The organism is Achromobacter marplatensis (genome assembly GCF_049060505.1).
Taxonomy (GTDB): Bacteria; Pseudomonadota; Gammaproteobacteria; order Burkholderiales; family Burkholderiaceae_B; genus Achromobacter; species Achromobacter marplatensis_A.
Genome location: NZ_JBMGRB010000002.1, coordinates 454115 through 474872, shown reverse-complemented (window position 1 = coordinate 474872; position 20758 = coordinate 454115). Strand labels below are relative to the sequence as shown.

At 65.3% G+C, this 20758-nt stretch carries 20 protein-coding genes; 17 read left to right on the top strand and 3 right to left on the bottom strand.

Annotated elements, in window-relative coordinates:
* The first annotated feature begins 15 nt into the window (after positions 1–15).
* The 10 genes from cheW to flhF all read left to right on the top strand — a co-directional run bounded on the left by cheW (position 16) and on the right by flhF (position 13389).
* Positions 16–516: a chemotaxis protein CheW gene (cheW, locus tag ACI0FO_RS06995; protein WP_416025263.1), complete on the top strand. Its 501-nt coding sequence runs from the start codon at positions 16–18 to the stop codon at positions 514–516.
* A gap of 93 nt (positions 517–609) precedes the next feature.
* Positions 610–2322 (top strand): methyl-accepting chemotaxis protein, encoded by a 1713-nt coding sequence (locus ACI0FO_RS06990; RefSeq protein ID WP_416025261.1) that lies wholly within the window; start codon positions 610–612, stop codon positions 2320–2322.
* Positions 2322–3176, top strand: coding sequence for a CheR family methyltransferase (locus ACI0FO_RS06985; protein ID WP_416025259.1), 855 nt, complete (start codon positions 2322–2324; stop codon positions 3174–3176). The genes ACI0FO_RS06990 and ACI0FO_RS06985 overlap by 1 nt, the downstream gene beginning before the upstream one ends.
* Positions 3177–3196: 20 nt before the next feature.
* On the top strand, positions 3197–4255 hold the full coding sequence (locus ACI0FO_RS06980; protein ID WP_416025258.1) for a protein-glutamate methylesterase/protein-glutamine glutaminase: 1059 nt from the start codon (positions 3197–3199) through the stop codon (positions 4253–4255).
* Between the two features lie 50 nt (positions 4256–4305).
* Positions 4306–4695 carry a chemotaxis response regulator CheY gene (gene cheY, locus ACI0FO_RS06975; protein WP_006224583.1) on the top strand — a complete coding sequence of 130 codons (390 nt, stop codon included), beginning with the start codon at positions 4306–4308 and terminating at the stop codon, positions 4693–4695.
* An 8-nt stretch (positions 4696–4703) separates the two neighbouring features.
* Positions 4704–5339 (top strand): protein phosphatase CheZ, encoded by a 636-nt coding sequence (gene cheZ, locus ACI0FO_RS06970; RefSeq protein ID WP_416025255.1) that lies wholly within the window; start codon positions 4704–4706, stop codon positions 5337–5339.
* Positions 5340–5561: 222 nt separating this feature from the next.
* Positions 5562–7109, top strand: a complete 1548-nt coding sequence (locus tag ACI0FO_RS06965; protein ID WP_416025253.1) for a methyl-accepting chemotaxis protein — start codon at positions 5562–5564, stop codon at positions 7107–7109.
* Between the two features lie 185 nt (positions 7110–7294).
* Complete coding sequence (gene flhB / locus ACI0FO_RS06960; protein WP_416025251.1) at positions 7295–8449, top strand: flagellar biosynthesis protein FlhB; 1155 nt, start codon at positions 7295–7297, stop codon at positions 8447–8449.
* 3 nt (positions 8450–8452) lie between these two features.
* A complete protein-coding gene (gene flhA / locus ACI0FO_RS06955; RefSeq protein ID WP_105560559.1) occupies positions 8453–10573 on the top strand; it encodes a flagellar biosynthesis protein FlhA in 2121 nt (706 codons plus the stop codon).
* The gene (gene flhF / locus ACI0FO_RS06950) at positions 10570–13389 is read left to right on the top strand and encodes a flagellar biosynthesis protein FlhF (RefSeq protein WP_416025248.1); all 2820 of its coding nucleotides are present in this window, start codon (positions 10570–10572) and stop codon (positions 13387–13389) included. The genes flhA and flhF overlap by 4 nt, the downstream gene beginning before the upstream one ends.
* Before the next feature lie 71 nt (positions 13390–13460).
* Here flhF and ACI0FO_RS06945 read toward each other — a convergent pair whose 3' ends face one another.
* From ACI0FO_RS06945 to flgA, 3 genes are all read right to left on the bottom strand, one after another.
* Positions 13461–13937, bottom strand: coding sequence for a flagella synthesis protein FlgN (locus ACI0FO_RS06945; protein ID WP_416025676.1), 477 nt, complete (start codon positions 13935–13937; stop codon positions 13461–13463).
* A 38-nt stretch (positions 13938–13975) separates the two neighbouring features.
* Complete coding sequence (gene flgM, locus ACI0FO_RS06940) at positions 13976–14269, bottom strand: flagellar biosynthesis anti-sigma factor FlgM (protein WP_416025246.1); 294 nt, start codon at positions 14267–14269, stop codon at positions 13976–13978.
* Between the two features lie 127 nt (positions 14270–14396).
* Complete coding sequence (gene flgA, locus ACI0FO_RS06935) at positions 14397–15113, bottom strand: flagellar basal body P-ring formation chaperone FlgA (protein WP_416025244.1); 717 nt, start codon at positions 15111–15113, stop codon at positions 14397–14399.
* Positions 15114–15290: 177 nt separating this feature from the next.
* Between flgA and flgB the strand changes: the two genes are divergently transcribed.
* The 7 genes from flgB (at position 15291) to ACI0FO_RS06900 (ending at position 20757) form a co-directional block, all read left to right on the top strand.
* Positions 15291–15698: a flagellar basal body rod protein FlgB gene (flgB, locus tag ACI0FO_RS06930; protein ID WP_169274356.1), complete on the top strand. Its 408-nt coding sequence runs from the start codon at positions 15291–15293 to the stop codon at positions 15696–15698.
* Positions 15699–15720: 22 nt separating this feature from the next.
* Positions 15721–16140 carry a flagellar basal body rod protein FlgC gene (flgC, locus tag ACI0FO_RS06925; protein WP_416025241.1) on the top strand — a complete coding sequence of 140 codons (420 nt, stop codon included), beginning with the start codon at positions 15721–15723 and terminating at the stop codon, positions 16138–16140.
* A gap of 20 nt (positions 16141–16160) precedes the next feature.
* Positions 16161–16859 carry a flagellar hook capping FlgD N-terminal domain-containing protein gene (locus ACI0FO_RS06920; protein ID WP_416025239.1) on the top strand — a complete coding sequence of 233 codons (699 nt, stop codon included), beginning with the start codon at positions 16161–16163 and terminating at the stop codon, positions 16857–16859.
* Between the two features lie 71 nt (positions 16860–16930).
* On the top strand, positions 16931–18418 hold the full coding sequence (locus ACI0FO_RS06915; RefSeq protein WP_416025237.1) for a flagellar hook-basal body complex protein: 1488 nt from the start codon (positions 16931–16933) through the stop codon (positions 18416–18418).
* A 38-nt stretch (positions 18419–18456) separates the two neighbouring features.
* The gene (locus ACI0FO_RS06910) at positions 18457–19218 is read left to right on the top strand and encodes a flagellar basal body rod protein FlgF (protein WP_416025235.1); all 762 of its coding nucleotides are present in this window, start codon (positions 18457–18459) and stop codon (positions 19216–19218) included.
* Between the two features lie 64 nt (positions 19219–19282).
* Positions 19283–20068 (top strand): flagellar basal-body rod protein FlgG, encoded by a 786-nt coding sequence (flgG, locus tag ACI0FO_RS06905; RefSeq protein WP_416025233.1) that lies wholly within the window; start codon positions 19283–19285, stop codon positions 20066–20068.
* Positions 20068–20757: a flagellar basal body L-ring protein FlgH gene (locus tag ACI0FO_RS06900; protein ID WP_416025231.1), complete on the top strand. Its 690-nt coding sequence runs from the start codon at positions 20068–20070 to the stop codon at positions 20755–20757. Before flgG ends, ACI0FO_RS06900 begins: the two co-directional genes overlap by 1 nt.
* Position 20758: the final 1 nt, after the last annotated feature.

Here is a 20758-nt window from a genome sequence, read left to right as displayed (position 1 = left end):
GAGCACTAAAAAATCATGGCAGCCAAACCGCACGCGCAATCCGCGCGCAACGAAGATGTCGGCAGCGAATTCCTGGTCTTCACGCTGGGCGATGAAGAGTACGGCATCGACATCCTGAAAGTGCAGGAAATCCGCGGCTACGACGCCGACACGGTGACCCGCATCGCCAACGTCCCTTCGTTCATCAAGGGCGTGACGAACCTGCGCGGCATCATCGTTCCGATCGTCGACCTGCGTATCAAGTTCAACCTGAGCCGGGTCGAATACAACGAGCAGACCGTTGTGATCATCCTGAACCTGGACCGCCGCGTGGTCGGTATCGTGGTCGACGGCGTGTCCGACGTGCTGATGCTGAACGCCGGCCAGATCCGTCCGGCGCCGGAATTCGGCGCGACCTTGTCCACCGAATACCTGACCGGCCTGGGCACGGTGGATGAGCGCATGCTGATCCTGGTGGATATCGAAAAGATGATGACCAGCGATGAAATGGCGCTGGTGGAGAAGGCCGCTTCCTGATCGGAAACCGGCCGGAATGCGGGGTAGAGGCGCCATATTGAATCCGATGTGGCGCTTTCCTTTAACGATTGCAGTCAAGGGATGGTTCTTGTGATGCGCAAGTTTTTCGCGAACATGACGATACGCAGCAGCCTGTTGTGGGTACTGGCGTTTTTCTCATTCATGTTGGTGATCGGGGCGGCGCTTGGCGTGTTGTCTTTGCGCATCAGCAATGGGACCCTGGCCGAAATCAAGCAATCGCAGGAACTGGATGACGCGGTGGGTCGCGTTGTGTCCAGCTATAAGGATTCCATGAACGGCCTGGGCCGCGCGGCGGCCGCCAACTATGCGGACATCGTCGGCAGCGTGGGCCAGGCGGCCTTGCTGACGCAGGGGCTGTCCGCGGAAGCGACCGGGCTGTTGGAGCGCGCCAAGGCGGCCATGAACAAAGGCCAGGCGGAATTCGAATACTACAAGACGCTGCCGCAGCCCGCGGAGGCGTCCGAATCGCTGAAGGAAATCGAGGCGTCCTATGCGGCGCTGGTGCAGCAAGGGCTGACGCCGCTGGTTGCCGCCCTGGAAAAGGCCGATATGCAGGCCTACCAGAAGCAGGTGCAGACCGTGCAGGATGCGCTGGAAGGCCGCTTCGCCCGTGCCGTCGAAGGTTTCGATTTCTGGCGTGCCAGCAAAATGCTGGACGCGCATGAAGTGGCCGAGGTCCGCTACCAATTCGTATTGATCGCTGTCGGCGCGGGTGGCGTGATCGCCGCGCTGCTGGTGTTCGCCACCTATGTCTTCCTGCGCCGGCGTGTGCTGCAGCCGTTGAAGGAAGCCGGCCATCATTTCGACCGCATCGCCGGCGGCGACCTGACCGCCCGCGTGGACGTGCGCAATACCAACGAGATCGGCCAGCTGTTCGCGGCGCTCAAGCGCATGCAGGAAAGCCTGACGCGCACGGTGTCGACGGTGCGCCGCGGCGTGGACGAGATCAACGTGGGCTCGCATGAAATCGCGGCCGGTAATACCGACCTGTCCAGCCGTACCGAGCAGCAGGCGGCGTCGTTGGAAGAAACCGCGGCGTCGATGGAGCAATTGGCGTCCACGGTGAAGCAGAACGCGGAAAACGCGCGTCAGGCGAACCAGCTGGCGGCCAGCGCATCGGACGTGGCCGAACGCGGCGGCTCGGCCGTGGCGGAAGTGGTGAACACGATGCATGGCATTTCGGCCAGTTCGCGCAAGATCTCGGAAATCGTGTCGGTGATCGACGGTATCGCGTTCCAGACCAACATCCTGGCGCTGAACGCGGCGGTGGAAGCCGCGCGTGCCGGTGAACAGGGCAAGGGTTTTGCGGTGGTGGCGGGCGAAGTGCGCTCGCTGGCGCAGCGCAGCGCGCAGGCGGCCAAGGAAATCAAGGGCCTGATCGAAGACTCGGTCACGAAGGTGGGCGCGGGTTCGCAGCAGGTGGAACGCGCGGGCGCGACGATGCAAGAGATCGTGGCGTCGGTCAAGCGCGTGACGGACATCATGGGCGAAATCTCGGCGGCGTCCGAAGAACAGTCCAGCGGCATCGACCAAGTCAACCGCGCGGTGTCGCAGATGGACGAAGTGACGCAGCAGAACGCGGCGCTGGTGGAAGAAGCGGCAGCGGCCGCCGGCTCGCTGCAAGAGCAATCGCAGCGCCTGGCGGAAGCGGTCGCTGTGTTTAAGATCAATGCGGGCGAAGTGATTGAAGTGCCGGCGCATCGTCTGTCTTCCACGCGCTCGTCCGATGACGATTCCCGTTTGCAAGCGCCCGATGCGTTTGCGCTTGGGCACCGAGGAGCGTAGTGGCAACCGCAGCAACTTCGGCGCCGTCCATCGCGGTGGACCGCCAATTCGATTTCCGCGACGCGGACTTTTCCCGCGTGCGCAAGATGATTCATGCGCGCGCCGGGATTTCGCTGGGTACGCACAAGCGCGAGATGGTCTACAGCCGTCTGGCGCGGCGCCTTCGCGCCTTGGGCCGGCAGGATTTCGGCAGCTATCTGGACCAGCTTGAAAACGAGCCCGATGCGGCCGAGTGGGAAGATTTCGTCAACGCGCTCACGACCAATTTGACGGCGTTTTTCCGCGAGTCGCACCACTTTCCCATCCTGGCCGATTTCGCGCAGAAGCGCGGCGGCCCGATATCGGTATGGTGTTGCGCCGCCTCCACCGGCGAAGAACCGTATTCCATCGCGATGACGCTGGTCGAGGCCATGGGGCCGCGTGCCAGCGCCTGCACGGTGCTGGCCACCGATATCGACACGAATGTGTTGAACCGCGCGCGGGCGGCGGTATATCCCGCCGAACGGGTGGCGAAGATGGATGACGAACGCCTGCGGCGGTTCTTTCTCAAGGGGCGCGGCGCGAATGCGGGCCAGGTCCGGGTGCGGCCCGAGATTGCCGATATGGTGCGTTACGAAACCCTGAACCTGTTGGCGCCGTCGTGGGCGATCAACGAAAAGTTCGACGTGATCTTCTGCCGCAACGTCATGATCTATTTCGATAAGCCGACGCAGGCGAAGATCTTGGAACGCTTCGCGCCGCTGCTTAAGCCGGGCGGCTTGCTGTTTGCCGGGCACTCCGAGAACTTCACCTACATCAGCCGGGATTTTCGTCTGCGCGGGCAGACAGTCTACGAATGTGCGAGTAAGGCCTGAACAGGCCGAGGCAGCAAGCAATGAAAAAAATAAGCGTTTTGTGTGTAGACGACTCCGCGCTGGTGCGTGGGCTGATGACCGAAATCATCAATAGCCAGCCGGATATGGAAGTGGTCGCGACCGCGCCGGATCCGTTGGTGGCGCGCGAATTGATCAAGCGCCATAACCCCGACGTGCTGACGCTGGACGTGGAAATGCCCCGCATGGACGGGCTGGATTTCCTGGAAAAGCTGATGCGCCTGCGGCCGATGCCGGTCGTGATGGTGTCGTCGCTGACCGAGCGGGGCGGGGAAATCACGCTGCGCGCGCTGGAGCTGGGCGCCATCGACTTCGTCACGAAGCCCAAGCTGGGCATCCGCGACGGGCTGCTGGAATACACGGAACTTATCGCGGACAAGATTCGCGCCGCCTCGCGCGCCAAGCTGCGCGCGCCCGCGCCGCACGCACCGCAAGCGGCGCCCGCGGCGATGCTGCGCCGTCCGTTGTCGAGCTCGGAAAAACTGGTCATCGTGGGGGCGTCCACGGGCGGTACCGAAGCCATCCGCGAAGTCCTTCAACCGTTGCCGCCGGACAGCCCGGCCATTCTGATCACGCAGCACATGCCTGCCGGTTTCACGCGGTCGTTCGCCCAGCGCCTGGATGCGCTGTGCGCCGTGACGGTGCGCGAAGCGGTCCACGGCGACCGGGTGCTGCCCGGCCACGTCTATCTGGCGCCGGGCGGCGACACGCACATGCGGCTGGGCCGCAGCGGCGCCAACTATGTGATCGAGCTTGAAGCCAGCGAACCCGTCAACCGCCACCGCCCGTCGGTGGACGTGTTGTTCAATTCAGCGGCCGTTGCCGCCGGCAAGAACGCCATTGGCGTCATCTTGACGGGAATGGGCAAGGACGGCGCCGCCGGCATGCTGGCGATGCACCGGGCCGGCGCGCACACGATCGCGCAAGATGAAGCCAGCTGCGTGGTGTTCGGCATGCCCCGTGAGGCCATCGCCATGGGTGCCGCGGACGAAGTGGTAGCGCTGTCGGCGATTAGCGAACGCATTCTGACTCGCCTGGGCGACCGGGGACACCGCGTTTGACGCGGATGTATCCACGATCGATCTCAAGCAAATTTTTTCTGGAGTGAAAGATGGTAGACAAGGGCCTGAAGATTCTGGTGGTGGATGACTTCCCCACCATGCGACGGATCATCCGCAACCTGCTTAAAGAGCTGGGTTTCGAGAACGTGGATGAGGCCGAGGACGGTGCGATCGGGTTGGAGAAGCTGCGTAACGGCGGCTTCCAGTTCGTCGTTTCCGACTGGAACATGCCCAACCTGGATGGCCTGGAAATGCTCAAGCAGATCCGTGCCGACGCGGCCCTGGCGTCTTTGCCGGTGCTGATGGTGACGGCTGAAGCCAAGAAGGAAAACATCGTGGCGGCGGCCCAGGCCGGCGCCAACGGGTACGTGGTCAAGCCTTTCACCGCGGCGACGCTGGAAGAAAAGCTCACCAAGATCTTCGAGAAAATTGCCGGCTGAGGTGTGCAATGAGCACAACGGAAAACGTTGAACACGCCGCCGAGAATCCTGACCTGATTCACCGGATTGCCTCTTTGACCCGCATGCTGCGCGACAGCATGCGCGAACTGGGCCTGGATCAGGCGATCAAGGACGCGGCCAATGCCATCCCGGACGCCCGGGATCGCCTGCGCTATGTGGCGCAGATGACCGAGCAGGCGGCTAACCGCGTATTGAACGCGACCGAGCAGGCTGGCCCCATTCAGGACGGCATGTCGCGTTCGGCGCAGGCGCTGGATTCGCGCTGGCAGCAATGGTATGACCAGCCGCTGGAGCTGCCGGAAGCACGCGAACTGGTCAAGGATACCCGAGCGTTCCTGGCCGATGTGCCCAAGCAGACGCAGCAGACCCAGTCCAAGTTGATGGAAATCATCATGGCGCAGGATTTCCAGGACCTGACGGGCCAGGTCATCATGCGCATGATGGACGTGGTGGGCGCGATCGAGCGCGAACTGCTGCAAGTGCTGCTGGACAACGTGCCGCAAGAGCGTCGCGACGAGGCCAACAGCCTGCTCAACGGGCCGCAGATCAGCCCGCAGGGCAAGACGGATGTCGTCACCAGCCAGGACCAGGTCGACGATCTGCTGGCCAGCCTGGGCTTCTGACCGTTTCCGCGCATCGCCAGTCCTTGCGGCCGGCGTTGCGCGGGGCGCGCATGGCGCTTGCGCGCGCATGAACGTATTCCCTAAGGGCGCGAAGGCGGCCTGGTCGATAGACTTCGGCCATAAGAAAAATCGGGGCCTTGCAGCGAAAGACAGGGCGTGCACCGCGCGCCAGGCAACGGATGCCCATAGAAGGCGATCCGGGCCAGCACAAGGAGGTCCATCATGGCCAGATCCGTATTCCGCCTGGGCGGCATGTGGGGGTTGTTGCGCCGACTCAACCGCGGCGACGCCATGCTGTCGGAGCGCACGCTGCCGATCACGCCCGCCGTTTTTCCGCTGCACCGTTTTTTGGGGCAGATCCGCCGGCGGATCATGACCGTGCGGCAATCCAGCATTGAAATCGCATTGAACGCGGCGCGCACGCAGTTCCAGGCGGGACGTTGCGCGCTGCTGGCGCAGGAGCAGGCGCGGGCCGCCGGCGCACTGGCCGATAGCGGCGCGCAGATCGCCGCGTTGTCCACCTCCACATCCACCCATGCCCGCGAGATCGCCCATCTGTCCGGCCAGAACCTGCACGCGGCCGAAGCGGCGTTGGCCGAGCTGTCCGACGTGCGCGCGCGCGTGGACCGCATGACCCGGGAGATGGCCGCCTTCACCGAGGTGGTGGGGCAGTTGACCGGGCGCGCACGCTCGGTGGGCGACATCAGCAAACTGATCAAGGACATTGCCCTGCAGACGCAGCTGCTGGCGTTGAACGCGGGCGTGGAGGCGGCGCGGGCGGGGGATGCGGGGCGCGGTTTCGCGGTGGTTGCCACCGAGGTCGGCCGCTTGGCCGAACGCGTGAACGCCGCTACCAACGATATCGGCCGGCATACGGCCGAAATGCTGGAACTGGTGGACACCACGCAGCGGCAGACCGGCACGCTGCGGGATGACGTGGACGTTTCTGGCGCCGTGCTGGACCGGACCTGTTCCGACTTCCAGCGTTTCGTGCGTGACTTCGACGGCATGAACCGGCAGGTGGGCGAGGTGGTGCAGGCCATTGGCGACGTCGCCGCCACCAACCACGGCATGAGCCAGGAAGTGGGGCGTATTGCGGCGCTGAGCGCCGATGTGCTGGAACGCGTGGGCCACATGTCGGGCGAGATTGACCGGATCCGCCGCCAGACCGAGAGCGTGCAGGAAGTGCTGGCCGACATGCGTACTGGCAATACGGCGTTCGATCACCTGTGCGACGCGGTGGATGATTTCCGGGCCGCCGCCGTCCGCCTGTTGGAATCGGCCCGCCGCCGTGGCGTGGACGTCTTTGACCGGCACTACCAGCGCATCCCCGGCAGCGAGCCGGCGCGCTACCACACGCGGTATGACCGGGAGATAGACGAGGCCCTGACGGGCTTGCTGGACGACGTGCTGGAGGGGGTGCCCGGCGGCATCTATACCATTCTGGTGGACAGCCGCGGTTACGCGCCCGCGCACAATAGCCGGTTTTCGCACGCGCCGACGGGCGACGCGGCAGTCGATATCGCCCGAGTCCGGCACAAGCGAATTTTCGACGACCCCGTCGGCGCCCGGCTTGCCGCCAATACGGGGTCGATGCTGTTTCAGACCTATTCTCGGGATACCGGCGAAATCGTCAATGACATTTCAATCCCCTTGTATTTGGGGCCGGAACATTGGGGCGCGGTGCGCATCGGCCTGGACTATATGCGCTTCCAGGCCGCGCTGGAAGGCGCGGCGCCGTTACAAGAGGCCGTTCCGGCGCGGCGCTGACGGGGCTTGCGGGCGCCCATGGCGAGGCGTCCTGAAGAGGGCGGGCGGCCGGGTCGGCGACGCAGCCGGGAATAGCGCCGCTTTCCCCCCGTTTCTTGGCTTATCGCCGAAGGCCGGGGCCTCCTAGAATCTCGGCGGGCAGCTCGTAATCCGAAAATCCGCGAGCCGCAACGACACCGCAGAGCATGGCCGAAGAAAGCGACCTCGAAAAATCCGAAGCCGCCTCTCCCAGGCGCCTGGAAAAGGCGCGCGAGGAGGGGCAGATTGCGCGTTCCCGCGAATTGGGCACGTTCATGATGCTGGCCGCCGGTGTCGCGGTAATCTGGATGGGCGGCGGCTCGCTTTATCAGGGCCTGAGCGGGGTGCTGCGCAACGGTTTGGCGTTCGATCAGCGCGTCGTGGCCGACCCCGGCGTGATGGTGGAACTGGCCGTCAGCGGGTTCGGCCACGCCTTGCTGGCGACTTTGCCCGTGTTTGGGGTGCTGGTGGTGGTGGCCGTCCTGTCCAGCGTGCTGCTTGGCGGCATCGTCATTTCGGGCAAGCCGCTACAGGCGAATTTCTCGAAGCTCAGCCTATTTGCCGGTTTGAAGCGGATGTTCTCGTCGCAGACCGTGGTGGAGCTGATCAAGGCGTTGGCCAAGGCCCTGCTGGTGGGGGGCGTGGCGGTCTGGGTCATCTGGCGTTACCACGACGACATGTTGAGCCTGATGCACGTGTCGCCGTCGGCCGCGTTGACCAAGGCGCTTTCGCTGGTGGCCATGTGCTGCGCCTTCATCGTGGCGTCGCTGCTGGTCATCGTGATGCTGGACGTGCCCTGGCAGATCTGGAGCCACTTGAAGAAGTTGCGCATGTCCAAGGAGGATGTGCGCCAGGAACACAAGGAAAGCGAAGGCGATCCGCACGTCAAGGCGCGCATCCGCCAGCAGCAGCGCCAGGCGGCGCGGCGCCGGATGATGTCTGAAGTGCCGAAGGCGGACGTCGTGGTGACCAACCCGACGCACTATGCCGTGGCGCTGAAGTACGACGAGGAAAAGAGCGGCGCGCCGCGCGTGGTGGCCAAGGGCACCGGATTGATCGCGGCGAAGATCCGCGAACTGGCCGCCGAGAACCGCGTCCCGACATTGGAAGCGCCGCCGCTGGCGCGCGCATTGCATCAACACGTCGAACTGGGACAAGAAATCCCGGGCGAGCTATATACCGCGGTGGCCGAAGTGCTGGCGTGGGTCTTCCAGCTGCGTTCGTGGCGCTCGGGATGGGGAGTCGAACCGACGGCCCCGACCCGGCTGGCCGTGCCCGCCGCACTGGACCCGCAGGCAAACACCGCAGCACAAGGAGTTTAAGGAATGAGCGCTTTGCTCACCATGTTGAAGAATAACGGGGCCGGCCATGCGCGGCTTCTGGCGGGGCCGATCCTGATCGTGATGGTGTTGGGCATGATGGTGCTGCCCCTGCCCACGTTCCTGCTGGACCTGCTGTTCACCTTCAACATCGCGTTGTCCGTGATGATCCTGCTGGTGGCCATGTTCACGAAGAAGCCGCTGGATTTCGCCGCCTTCCCGGCCGTGCTGCTGTTCGCCACGTTGCTGCGCCTGTCGCTGAACGTGGCGTCGACCCGCGTCGTGCTGCTGAACGGCCACACGGGCCCGGATGCCGCGGGCAAGGTGATCGAGGCGTTCGGCCACTTCCTGGTGGGCGGCAACTTCGCCGTCGGGATCATCGTGTTCGTGATCCTGACCATCATCAACTTCATCGTCATTACCAAGGGTGCCGGCCGGATCGCCGAAGTGGGCGCGCGTTTCACCCTGGACGCCATGCCCGGCAAACAGATGGCGATCGACGCCGACCTGAATGCCGGTTTGATCGGCGAAGACGAGGCGCGCCGCCGCCGCGCGGAAGTCTCGCAGGAATCGGACTTCTTCGGTTCGATGGACGGCGCCAGCAAGTTCGTCCGTGGCGACGCCATCGCCGGCCTGTTGATCATGGCGATCAACATCATCGGCGGCCTGATCGTGGGCGTGGCCCAGCACGACATGTCAATGAGCGATTCGGCCCGCGTCTACACGCTGCTGACGATCGGCGACGGCCTGGTCGCGCAGATCCCGGCGCTGGTGATCTCGACTGCCGCCGGCGTGGTCGTGTCGCGCGTGTCGACCGACCAGGACATCGGCCAGCAGATCATCAGCCAGCTGTTCTCGAACCCGGCCGTGCTGTTCCTGACGGCCGGCATCATCGGCATCATGGGCCTGATCCCCAACATGCCGCACATCGCGTTCCTGACGCTGGCGGGCGCGCTGGGCTGGGGCGGGTGGATGCTGCACAAGCGGCGGCAGGCGGCGGCGCAGGCTGCCGAGCAGATCCCGCCGCAAGCCGTCACGCAGGCGCAGGCCGCCGCGGCTGAGGCGAGCTGGGACGATGTGTCCATGGTGGACCAGTTGGGCCTGGAAGTAGGCTACCGCCTGATTCCGCTGGTGGACCATGCCCAGAACGGCGAGCTGCTGCATCGCATCCGCAGCCTGCGCAAGAAGTTTGCCCAGGACGTCGGTTTCCTGCCGCCGGTCGTGCACATCCGCGACAACCTGGAACTCAAGCCCAACGACTACCGCATTCTGTTGTCGGGGGTGGAAGTGGGGCATGGCGTGGCGATGCCGGGCCAATGGCTGGCCATCGATCCGGGCGGCGTCACCATACAGATCAAGGGCACCCCGACGACCGATCCGGCTTTCGGTTTGCCGGCGCTGTGGATCGACGGCGGCCTGCGCGATCAGGCGCAGGTGGCGGGCTATACCGTGGTGGATGCTGGCACGGTGGTGGCGACGCACTTGAACCACTTGATGCACCGCCACGGCTCGAATCTGCTGGGCCGCCAGGAAGTGCAGCAGTTGCTGGACCGCATCGGCCGCGACGCGCCGAAGCTGGTCGAGGACCTGGTGCCCAAGACGCTGTCCCTGACCGCGCTGCAAAAGGTGCTGCAAGGCCTGCTGTCGGAAGAAGTGCCGATCCGCGATATGCGGACCATCATCGATACGCTGTCCGAGCATGGTCCGCGCCTGGCGGCGCAGGCGGCCGGCGCTGGCGGCCAGCCCGATATCAACGAATTGATCATGCTGACCCGCCGTTCGCTGGGCCGGGCGATCACGCAGCAATGGTTCCCGGGCGAGGGCGAGCTGCGGGTGATCGGGCTGGACGTGAAGCTGGAGCGCGTGCTGTCGCAGGCCATGACCACCAGCGGCGGGCTGGAGCCCGGCCTGGCCGACACCCTGCTGCGCGAAACGCAGGCGGCGGTCGAGCGCCAGGAATCGCAGGGCAACGCGCCGGTGTTGCTGGTGTCGCCGGTGCTGCGCGCGCCGCTGTCGCGGTTCTTGCGTCATCACCTGCCGCAGCTGGGCGTGTTGTCGAATACTGAAATACCCGATGAGCGCATGGTCCGCGTGACCGCGCTGATCGGCGGGAGCAATGGGCAATGAAGATAAGCCGATTTTTTGGCGTCAACAGCCGGGAAGTGATGCGCCAGGTGCGCCAGGTGTTGGGGCCGGACGCGCTGATCGTGTCGAATCGCAGCGTGGACGGCGGTGTGGAAGTGCTGGCCACGGTAGAGGGCGCGTTCGACGATGCGGCGGCCGAGACGCCGCAACGGGACACCACGCCGCATTCCCCGCCCGCTGTTCAGGTTCGCCCGCAGCTGCATCCGCAATCGCAGCCGCCCGCCAGTTCTCTGGTCGACGCGCCGGCGCCTGCCGCGCGGGCCTATTCCGCGCCCGTGTCCCAGCCGCAGCCGCAGCCTGGCTACGCGGCGCCGTCGCGATCGATCGCTGCTTATCAATCCGCCTACGCGTCGTCGGCCTTGCCGGAAGAAGACGCGGCGCGTGATGAAAACGCGGCGCCTGAAGAAGGCGTGGGGGCCTCGGCCCAGCCCGTGGTGCCGTACCCAACGGCGTTGCAGCCCGCGACGACTCGGGTGGAACTGCCGTCGTTGCCGCCGGCGCCCGCGACGCCTGCGCCTGCGGCCGCTGCGCCATCGATGGCCCGGATGCCGGCGCCTGTGGCCGCTGCGCCATCGATGGCCCGGATGCCGGCACCTGCCGCCGCTGCACCATCGATGGCCCAGACGCCGGATGCGCCGCTGCGCCAGGCGCCGGCGATGCCCGCCGCCGCGCTGCCGACCGATACCGCAGCCGGTTTGCAAGATGCGATCAGCGCCTTGCGCGGGGCGCTGGAAACCCGCATGGATGGCCTGCTGTGGGGCGGCCGTTCGGGCTCGGGCCGCGAACCCGCGGCTGCCGCGTTGTTCCGCAGCCTGCTGGACGCGGGTTTCAGCACCAAGCTGGTCCGCGCCCTGGTGGACCGCCTTCCGCCAGGCATGGCGGCCGATGCCGCCCAGGCCTGGGCGCGCAACGAACTGATGACGCACTTGCCCGTCGTTGCGTCAGAAGACGAATTCCTGGCCGGCGGCGTGTACGCGTTGGTGGGCCCGACCGGCGTCGGCAAGACCACCACGCTGGCAAAGCTGGCTGCCCGGTGCGTGGCCCGCGAAGGCCGCGACCAGGTCGCGATGCTGACCACGGACTTGTTCCGGATCGGCGCGCTTGAACAGTTGCAGATCTACGGCCGGCTGATGGGCGTGCCCGCGCATTCGGTGCGCGATGCCGCAGAGCTGCGCCGCATCCTGGCAGAGCTGGGCAACCGCAAGATTGTGTTGATCGACACCACCGGCATCAGTCAGCGCGACCGTCTGGTCGCCGAACAGGCCGCCATGCTGTGCAACGCCGGCAAGCCGGTGCGCCGCCTGCTGGTGCTGAATGCCGCCAGCCAGGGCGACACGCTGGACGAAGTGGCCCATGCCTACCGCAATGGCGTGGGCGAGGATGTGGCCGGCTGCATCATCACCAAACTGGACGAGGCCACGCGGCTGGGCGCGGCGCTGGACACGGCGATCCGCCACCGGCTGCCCATCCACTACATGTCGGTCGGGCAAAAGGTGCCCGAGCACATGGAACTGGCCCGCGCCGACGTGCTGATCGACCGCGCGTTCGCAATGGTCGAGCGCGCCCGCGCGCTGTATACGCCCAGCGAGGCGGACCTGGCGTCCCTGGCGCCGGCCGCCCGCGACGCCGAGGCCGTGGACCCGGCACGCCGCCGGCAGTTGCTGGCGTCGGCAATCCTGCGTCCGCAGGGCGGCTCGGCCTCGATCACGGCCGCACAGAACCTGGATGACACGATCGCAATGCTGGACAGCGATCCGGCATGCGCGCAAGCGCGCGCCTCCTGGCGAGAGTATGTGGCCGATGGCGCGGGCGCGAGCCTGGAGGCGTTGGGTGAAGCGCCGTTGGCGATGGTGCGGCGTGAATTCTCCGCCGCCTGCCATCGCCACTTGTTGGTCATGCACGGCAAGACCACCATGAAGGGCGAGGGCCTGCCCGGTGGCACGCTGTTGGGGTCGCTGTTGATGAGCGATCGCGGCGCCGCGATGGCTGCGCCGGCGCAACAGTTGGCGCTGGCGCACGGCATGCTGACGTCGTTTGCGCCCGCAGCGTCGGGCCAGCCCGATGCCGGCCTGGCGTTGGAATCGCGCGTGCGCTGGTTGGGCGAGCAGTTGCCGCGCCTGCCGCTGGTGCACCTGCTGGAGACGGGCACGTCCGGCCAGTGGCAGTCGCTAAGCGGACAGGGCGCGTCGTGGGTGGCGCGCTGCGCGGGCGGCATGCGCGTGATCCAGGACGAATGCCCCACCAACCTGAACGCGGTCGGCAAAAGCGTTGGCTACCTGCCGGTGGGCCAACCGGGCGACATGCCTGGCCTGCTGGCCGACAAGGCGGGCAAGCGGGTGCCGCTGGCGCTATGGGCCTCCGGCACCGAAGTGGCGTTGCCCGGCAAGAGCGGCGGGGCGCCGATCCGCCTGGTATGCGCCCGGTTGATCGATACGGACAGCGGCGAGATCGCCGCGCAATTGTTCGGCCTGACGAACCTGTCGGCCGCACAAGCCGATGCCGCCAGCGTGGCGCGTTGGCTGGTGCTGCAGGACGAGGCGCGCGCGGCCTTCCGCTATATGGCCAATGCGTGGCAGGCGTTACCGGCCGTCGATGGCGCGCATACGCTCGCGCGCCAATCGCTGATGGCCGGCCAGCTGGGCGCCGCCTGCTGGCAGATGGCGCATTCGCCAGCCGCCGATGTGGTGCGCGGGCCGTTGTCGGGCATCGTGGGGTCGGAACGCAAGCTATCGGGCCGCATGTTGCCCGTGGCGATTTTGAAAATGTTCGCGATGCTGGAGATGACGGGCGGCGCGTAAGGCCCCCACGTGGCAAGCAAAAAGGCGGCGCATTGCGCCGCCTTTTTCATGGCAGGAATCCGGACGGGCGGTCAGCCCGCCACGATCGGCTTGCGTCCGGGCATGCCGCGCGCGCCACGGCCCTGCGCGTCATACGTCGTGGCGACGCCGACGCCATTGATGTTGCGCAGCGCGTCCAGCGATTGCTGGGTATAGCGCAGGTGCACATCGATCAGGGCGCCGTTGCGCATATTGATTTCATTGGCCGAAGCGGACTTGGTCAACAGCGCCTGCCAGATGCCGGATAACTGCGGGTGCAGCACGGCAGCCTGTTCGGTGCCGGCGTGCCCGTGGGGCAGGCCGATTTCAGACAGCAGGCCGTCGCGGGTTTCGCTCAGGTCGACCAGTTGCTGGGCAATGCGCCCCTTGCGTTCGGTGATGGCCTGCAGCGCGCCGACGTTTCCCGGGCCCACCAATACTTCGGTCTCTTCTTCCAGGACGGAGGAGAACTCGGTGATCAGGGCATCTTCCTGCCGCATGCAGGACTGAAGGGAATCGACGGGGTTCATGGTCATGCTTAGAAGGCGGTGGGGCAATGAACGGAGGGTTACTTCAGCAGATCGCGCGCGCTGGCGATCAGGCTGTCGGCGATTTTGCCGGTATCGATCTTCAATTGGCCGGAGGCGATCGCGGCGCGGATGGCGGCCACGCGCTCGACGTTGATGTCGTTCGATCCGTCTTGCAGGGCCAGCATCTTGCGCGACGCCGAGCTCAGCGCCACTTGCGAGCTGCTGGAGCCGCTGCCATTGCTGGCGCCATACGCCTGCGCCACCGCGGAATCCGGGCGTTGGGCAACGGCGTCGGCAGAAATGGGCCGGTTGGGGGTCGAATTGATTTTCAAGGTTTTCTCCGCAGGGCGTCCTGGGTCGCTTTGCGACGGATCCGCCTACTTATGTCTCTGTAACGGCAGGGCAGGAACGAACTTTAGGGCAGGTCGTCAGCTCGCGCAGCGCGATTTGTAACATTACCTACAGTTGTATTTCAACCAGCCCCGCATTCCGCACCACGCCGCTGACTACCTGCCCGCTGGCCGTGCGCACCTGGACCATCGCACCGGGCGCGGCGTTGTCCATCGCCTGGCCTTCGCTGCTGACCACGAAGCCGTTGCCGCGCGCATTGATACGAACGTTGGAGCCGCGAACGACCGACTGCGCGTTGCGCAGCGACGACCCCCGGACCGGTTGCCCGGCATTGATTCGGTAGGCGGCCGTCATGCCGACGACGGTCTGCGGATCGGTGATGGCGCCGGGGGGAAGCGAAACCAGGTCGCCGTCCCGGGGGGACAGGTCGTCCGGCGTCAAAGCCTGGCCGGCCGAGATCATCCTTGAGGCGACGTAATAGTAGCCGGGGACGCTGACGGTCGCCTGCACATACGTCGTCCAGGGCTTGGGCGCGTTGCAGCGCACGCCGACCGTCATGCGGGACCGCAGCTTCATGCCCGATGGCATAAATGGGGACATGGCTTCGCAGGGGGCCAGGCGTTCGGTGCGCGGCGGGTCGATGGAGACGGCCGGCTGCCCGGGCAGCCCGGCCAATTGGTCCAGCAGATAGCTCTGCGCCGCGACGGCGATCGCCTCGGGCGCCTGGCTGGCGGCGTCCTGCGCCTGGACGGTCCCGAAGGAGGCCAGGGCCAGCGCGGTCAGGCAGCTGGCGCGCGCGCGGAGATGTCGTGCGGAGATTTTCATGATGAATGAATTGTAGGAGTCCGCGGCGTTCGGCAATACGTGAATTGGATGAGAAATGGCGGGTTATTTGGCTGATTGTGTTTTGCCGCCGGCCCCTATGATGCCGTCATCCAATGGGATAACGGTGTGTCCGAAGTCCCTTGCTCTATCCGTATTGCAACGCACGAAGGCGCCACGATGCTAGACAGGCTTAACGAAGATTTCCGGTTCTACCAGCAGGCCTTGGGGCTGCGCGCGCAGCGGCAGGAAGTGCTGTCGTCGAACATCGCCAACGCCGATACGCCCAACTACAAGGCCCGCGACTTTGATTTCAAGGCCGCGATGCAGACGGCGATGGAAGGCTCCAAGCGCCTGCCGGACACGTCGCTGGCGCTGACGTCGGCGCGGCACATTCCAGCCAAGGCCGTGTCCCAGGGGCCGACCGAGCTGTTGTACCGCCTGCCGTACCAGCCCAGCATGGACGGCAACACGGTGGACATGGATATCGAACGCGTGCAGTTCGCCGACAACACCTTGCACTACCAGAGCACGATGCAGATGATCTCCGGCCGCATCCGGACCATGCAGACCGCTATTCAGGATTGATCCATAAAGGGAGCGACAGGCAATGTCCTTGTTGAGCATTTTCGATATCGCCGGTTCGGCGCTCAGCGCGCAATCGCAGCGCATGAACGTGTCGGCCAGCAACATGGCCAACGCCGACAGCGTCGTGGGTCCGGACGGCCAGCCGTATCGCGCCCGCCAGGTCGTGTTCCAGGTCAACCCGGCTGCCGGCCAGGCGCTTGGGCAAGAGATCGGCGGCGTGCGGGTGGCCGGCGTGGTCCAGGATCCGTCGCCCCTGAAGCAGGTCTACGACCCCAAGCATCCGCTGGCTGACGCCCAGGGTTATATCAGCATGCCCAACGTCGATCCGGTGGCCGAGACGGTCAACATGATCGCGGCATCGCGCTCCTACCAGGCGAACGTCGAGGTGCTCAACACCGCCAAGGCGTTGATGCAGAAGACGCTGACCATCGGTCAATCCTAATTTTTTGACAGAGTGAATCCATGACCACCGTCGACCAAAACACGAGCACCACCGGCCTGGGCCTGGCGCAAAGCGGCGCCAACGGCTCCAGCACGGCGCAGGGCCTGCAGGACCAGTTCCTGAAGCTGCTGGTGACCCAACTGCAGAACCAGGATCCGCTGAACCCGATGCAGAACGCCGAGCTGACCTCGCAGCTGGCGCAGATCTCCACGGTGGAAGGCATCACGAACCTGAAGAACACCATGCTGGCCATCAGCGGCCAGATCGATGTGTCGCAGTCGATGAACGCCGTGGCGATGATCGGCAAGGGCGTGCTGATTCCGGGCTCGAAGGTCAAGGTCGGCGTGGACGGCGAGAACGCCGCCGAACGCGTGGTCACGCCTTATGGCCTGGACCTGCAAGGCGACGCGCAGAAGGTGCAGGTCCGGATTTCGGACTCGAACGGTGCGGTCGTGCGCACTATTGAAATGGGCGAACAGAAAACGGGGGTTTTCACCCTGAACTGGGACGGCAAGAACGACAGCGGCGTGGCGTTGGATGCTGGCGCGTACACGGTGTCCGTCCTGGCCTCGGACGGCGATGGCAAGAAGGTGAATGCGGAAGTGCTGAGCTACGGCCAGGTCAAGAGCGTGGCGTATTCCACTAACGGCTTGCGCCTGGATCTGGGCCTGGACGGTCAGACCAGCATGCTGGACGTGCGTAAGGTTATCGGCGCCTGAACCGGGCGGATTTGAATCGGCGCCGGCGCATGCGCGGCGGCTTCACTAGATAAAGATTAGCGAGAGAAAACATGGGCTTCGGACAAGGATTAAGCGGCTTGAACGCCGCATCGCAGAACCTGGACGTGATCGGCAACAACATCGCCAACTCCGGCACCGTCGGCTTCAAGTCGTCGACCGCGTCGTTTGCTGACGTCTACGCCAGCTCCCGCGTGGGCCTGGGCGTCAAGGTGTCGGCGATCACGCAGCGCTTCACGGTTGGCGCCGTGAACGGCGGCGGCGGCGAATACGACATCGCCATCGACGGCGCGAAGGGCATGTTCCGCGTCACCGATCAGAGCGGCGCGGTGATGTACACCCGCAACGGCGAATTCCTGGTCGACAAGAACAACTTCATCGTGAACGCGCAGGGCTACCGCATGACGGGTTACCCGGCAGGCGCCATCGGCGCGAACCCGGTGGAACTGCAGCTGCCCACGGCCAACGTGGCGCCGCAGGCGACCAGCACCGGCACGACCGTGGCCAACCTGGATGCGAACGCGAAGGTGGTGTACCTGACGGATACGGTGACCGCTCCTGCCGTGAACGGTTCGGTGACCATGACGGGTACGACGCCGCCTTCGCCGGCTACCCCCTATGAATTCACGCGCAACCCGGCGGGCGGCATTGTCTGGGTGAACCAGCCGCCGGCGGGCACTTACGGCACGGCCCCCAACCTGATCACGGTGGATGGCGCGGGCGCCGTCACCACGGGCGACATTACCCAAGTCCCGGGCTACACGAACTACACCGCCGCCGTCACCGAAATCGGCCGTCCGTTCGACCCCGCCATTTCCAGCAGCTACACGAACGCCTCGCCGATGACGGTGTTCGACTCCCTGGGTAATTCGCACCAGGTTATGCAGTACTTCGTCAAGCGCCCGGCGGACGCCGGCGGCAACAGCGTCTATGACGTGTACTACACGATGGACGGCCAGCCCATGGCGCCGACGACCCAGGCGGCCGGCGTGTGGGGCAACCCTCAGCAATTCACGTTCAACAAGTCCGGCGCGATGACCAGCGCCCCGGTCGTGACGTTGAGCTTCGCGACGCCCGGCGGCACGACGACGCCGGCAGACCCGCTGAGCATCACGATGAACTACACCGGCACCACGCAGTACGGCAGCGATTACAAACTGGTCGCCAAGCCCAACGGCTACACCTCCGGCGAATTCAGCGGCATCAACATTGGCGGCGATGGCAGTCTGGTTGCCAGCTATACCAACGGCGAAACGCAGATTGTCGGCACCATCGTGCTGGCTGATTTCTCCAACCTGCAGGGCCTGCAGCCCGTGGGCAACAACGCCTGGACCGAAACGGCCGCGTCCGGCCAGCCCATCCTGGGCCAGCCCGGCACCAACGGCTTGTCCAAGGTGGTGGGCCAGGCGACGGAAGCGTCCAACGTCGACATGAGCAAAGAGCTGGTGAACATGATCATCGCCCAGCGTACCTATCAGGCCAATTCGCAAACCATCAAGACCCAGGACGAAATCATGCAAGTCCTGATGAACCTGAAGTAAAGCCGGACAGGCTCGCGACGACACCGACGGAATAGGCAATGGATCGAATCATCTACACCGCCATGAATGGCGCAGCGCGTATCACTGAGCATCAGGCCGCGCTGGCCAACAATATGGCCAACGTGAACACGACGGGGTTCCGCGAGCAGATCGCGCTGTACCGGTCGGTTCCGATGACGGACGGGGTGAGTCTGCCTACGCGCGTTTCGACGGTGGCGTCCACGCCTGGCAACAGCTTCCAGATGGGCACCATGCAGACCACGGGCCGGGACCTGGACGTGGCGCTGGCCGGCGAAAACGGCTGGATCGCGGTGCAGACGCCGCAGGGCGAGGCCTACACCCGGGGCGGCAGCCTGCAGGTCGGCATCAACGGCCTGCTGCAGACCTCGCTGGGCCAGCCGGTGCTGTCCGACCAGGGCGGCCCCATCGATGTGCCGGACCGGGCCGCGCTGACGATTACGTCGGACGGCACGATCACGGCCATCGGCGCGGGCGACGGTCCGAACAACATCCTGAACCTGGGCCGCATCAAACTGGCCAACCCGAACAATGCGCAACTGGTGCATGGCGACGACGGCGTGTTCCGCATGGCGCCGGTGAACGGACAGCCTGCGCCGCCCGTGCCCGCCGACCCCAGCTTGCGCGTGCTGTCCGGCGTGCTGGAAGGCAGCAACACCAATCCCATGAAAGTGATGGTGGGCATGATCGAGAACGCGCGCCGGTTCGAACAGCAGATGCAGGTGATCCAGCAGTCGGACCGCAATGCCGAGCGTGCCAACGGCATCCTGTCCGTCAGCTGATCCAGCGGGTTGATTTAAACAATTTTCGCGCGCGGCCAGGCCGCGGCACCAGGAGTACTTCATCATGATGCGTTCGTTGTGGATTGCCAAAACGGGCCTGGAAGGTCAACAGACCTCCATGGACGTGATTTCCAACAACTTGGCCAACGTCTCCACCAACGGGTTCAAGCGCGGCCGCGCCGTGTTCCAGGACCTGATGTACCAGACGCTGCGCCAGCCCGGCGCCCAAGTGGGCGACGCGACCCAACTACCGTCCGGCCTGCAACTGGGCACGGGCGCGCGCGTGGCCGCCACCGAGCGCATCCACACGTCGGGCAACCTGAACAACACCGGCGGCGAAATGGACATCGCCATCAACGGCCGGGGCTTCCTGCAGATCGAGCTGCCTGACGGCACCCAGGCGTACACGCGCGACGGCGCCTTGCAGCGCGATCAGAACGGCCAGTTGACGACCGTCAGCGGCTACGTGATCCAGCCGCCGATGAACGTGCCCGACAACGCGCTGTCGATCTCGATCGGCAAAGACGGCATCGTTTCGGTGACGCAGCCCGGCGCCGCCGGCGTGAACGTGCAGATCGGCCAGTTGCAGATCGCCACGTTCATCAACCCCACCGGCCTGCAAAGCATCGGCGAAAACCTGTATCTGGAAACCGATGCGTCGGGTCCGGCCAACCTGCTGCAGCCGGGCGTGGATGGCGCGGGTTCGATCATGCAGAACTACGTGGAAACGTCCAACGTGAACGTTGCCGAAGAACTGGTCAACATGATCACCACGCAACGCGCTTACGAAATGAACAGCAAAGCGGTCAAGACCTCCGACGAGATGCTGGCCCGCCTGACCCAACTGTGATGCCCATGTCTGTCCTGCGTCTGGTATTTGTTGCGGCGCTGGCGATGCTGGCGGCCGGTTGCGCCATGATCCCGCCCGAGCCCATCGTGACCGGGCCGACGACGGCGGCGCCGCCGCCGCCGCCGATGCCCTTGGCGCAACCTACGGGCTCGATCTATCAGCCGACCACCTACGGCAACTATCCCTTGTTCGAGGACCGCCGGCCGCGCAACGTGGGCGACATCGTCACCATCGTGCTGAACGAGCGGACGAACGCCTCCAAGAATGTGGCCACCAACACGAATCGCACCGGATCGGCCACGCTTGGCATCGCCGCGGCGCCGTCGTTCATGGACAGTTGGGCGGGCGCGAACCTGAATACCGACGCCAAGGGCGGCAACGTGGCGCAGGGCAAGGGCGACAGCACGGCCAACAACGCGTTTACCGGCACCATCACCACGACGGTCGTGGGCGTGATGTCCAACGGCAACCTGCAAGTGGCCGGCGAAAAGCAGATCGCCATCAACCGCGGAAGCGAGTACGTGCGCTTTGCCGGGGTGGTGGATCCGCGTTCCATTACCGGAACGAACACCGTGTCGTCCACCCAGGTGGCCGACGCCCGCATCGAATACCGCAGCAAGGGCGTCATGGATGAAGTCCAGACCATGGGCTGGCTGCAACGCTTCTTCCTGCTCGCTTCGCCGTTCTGAC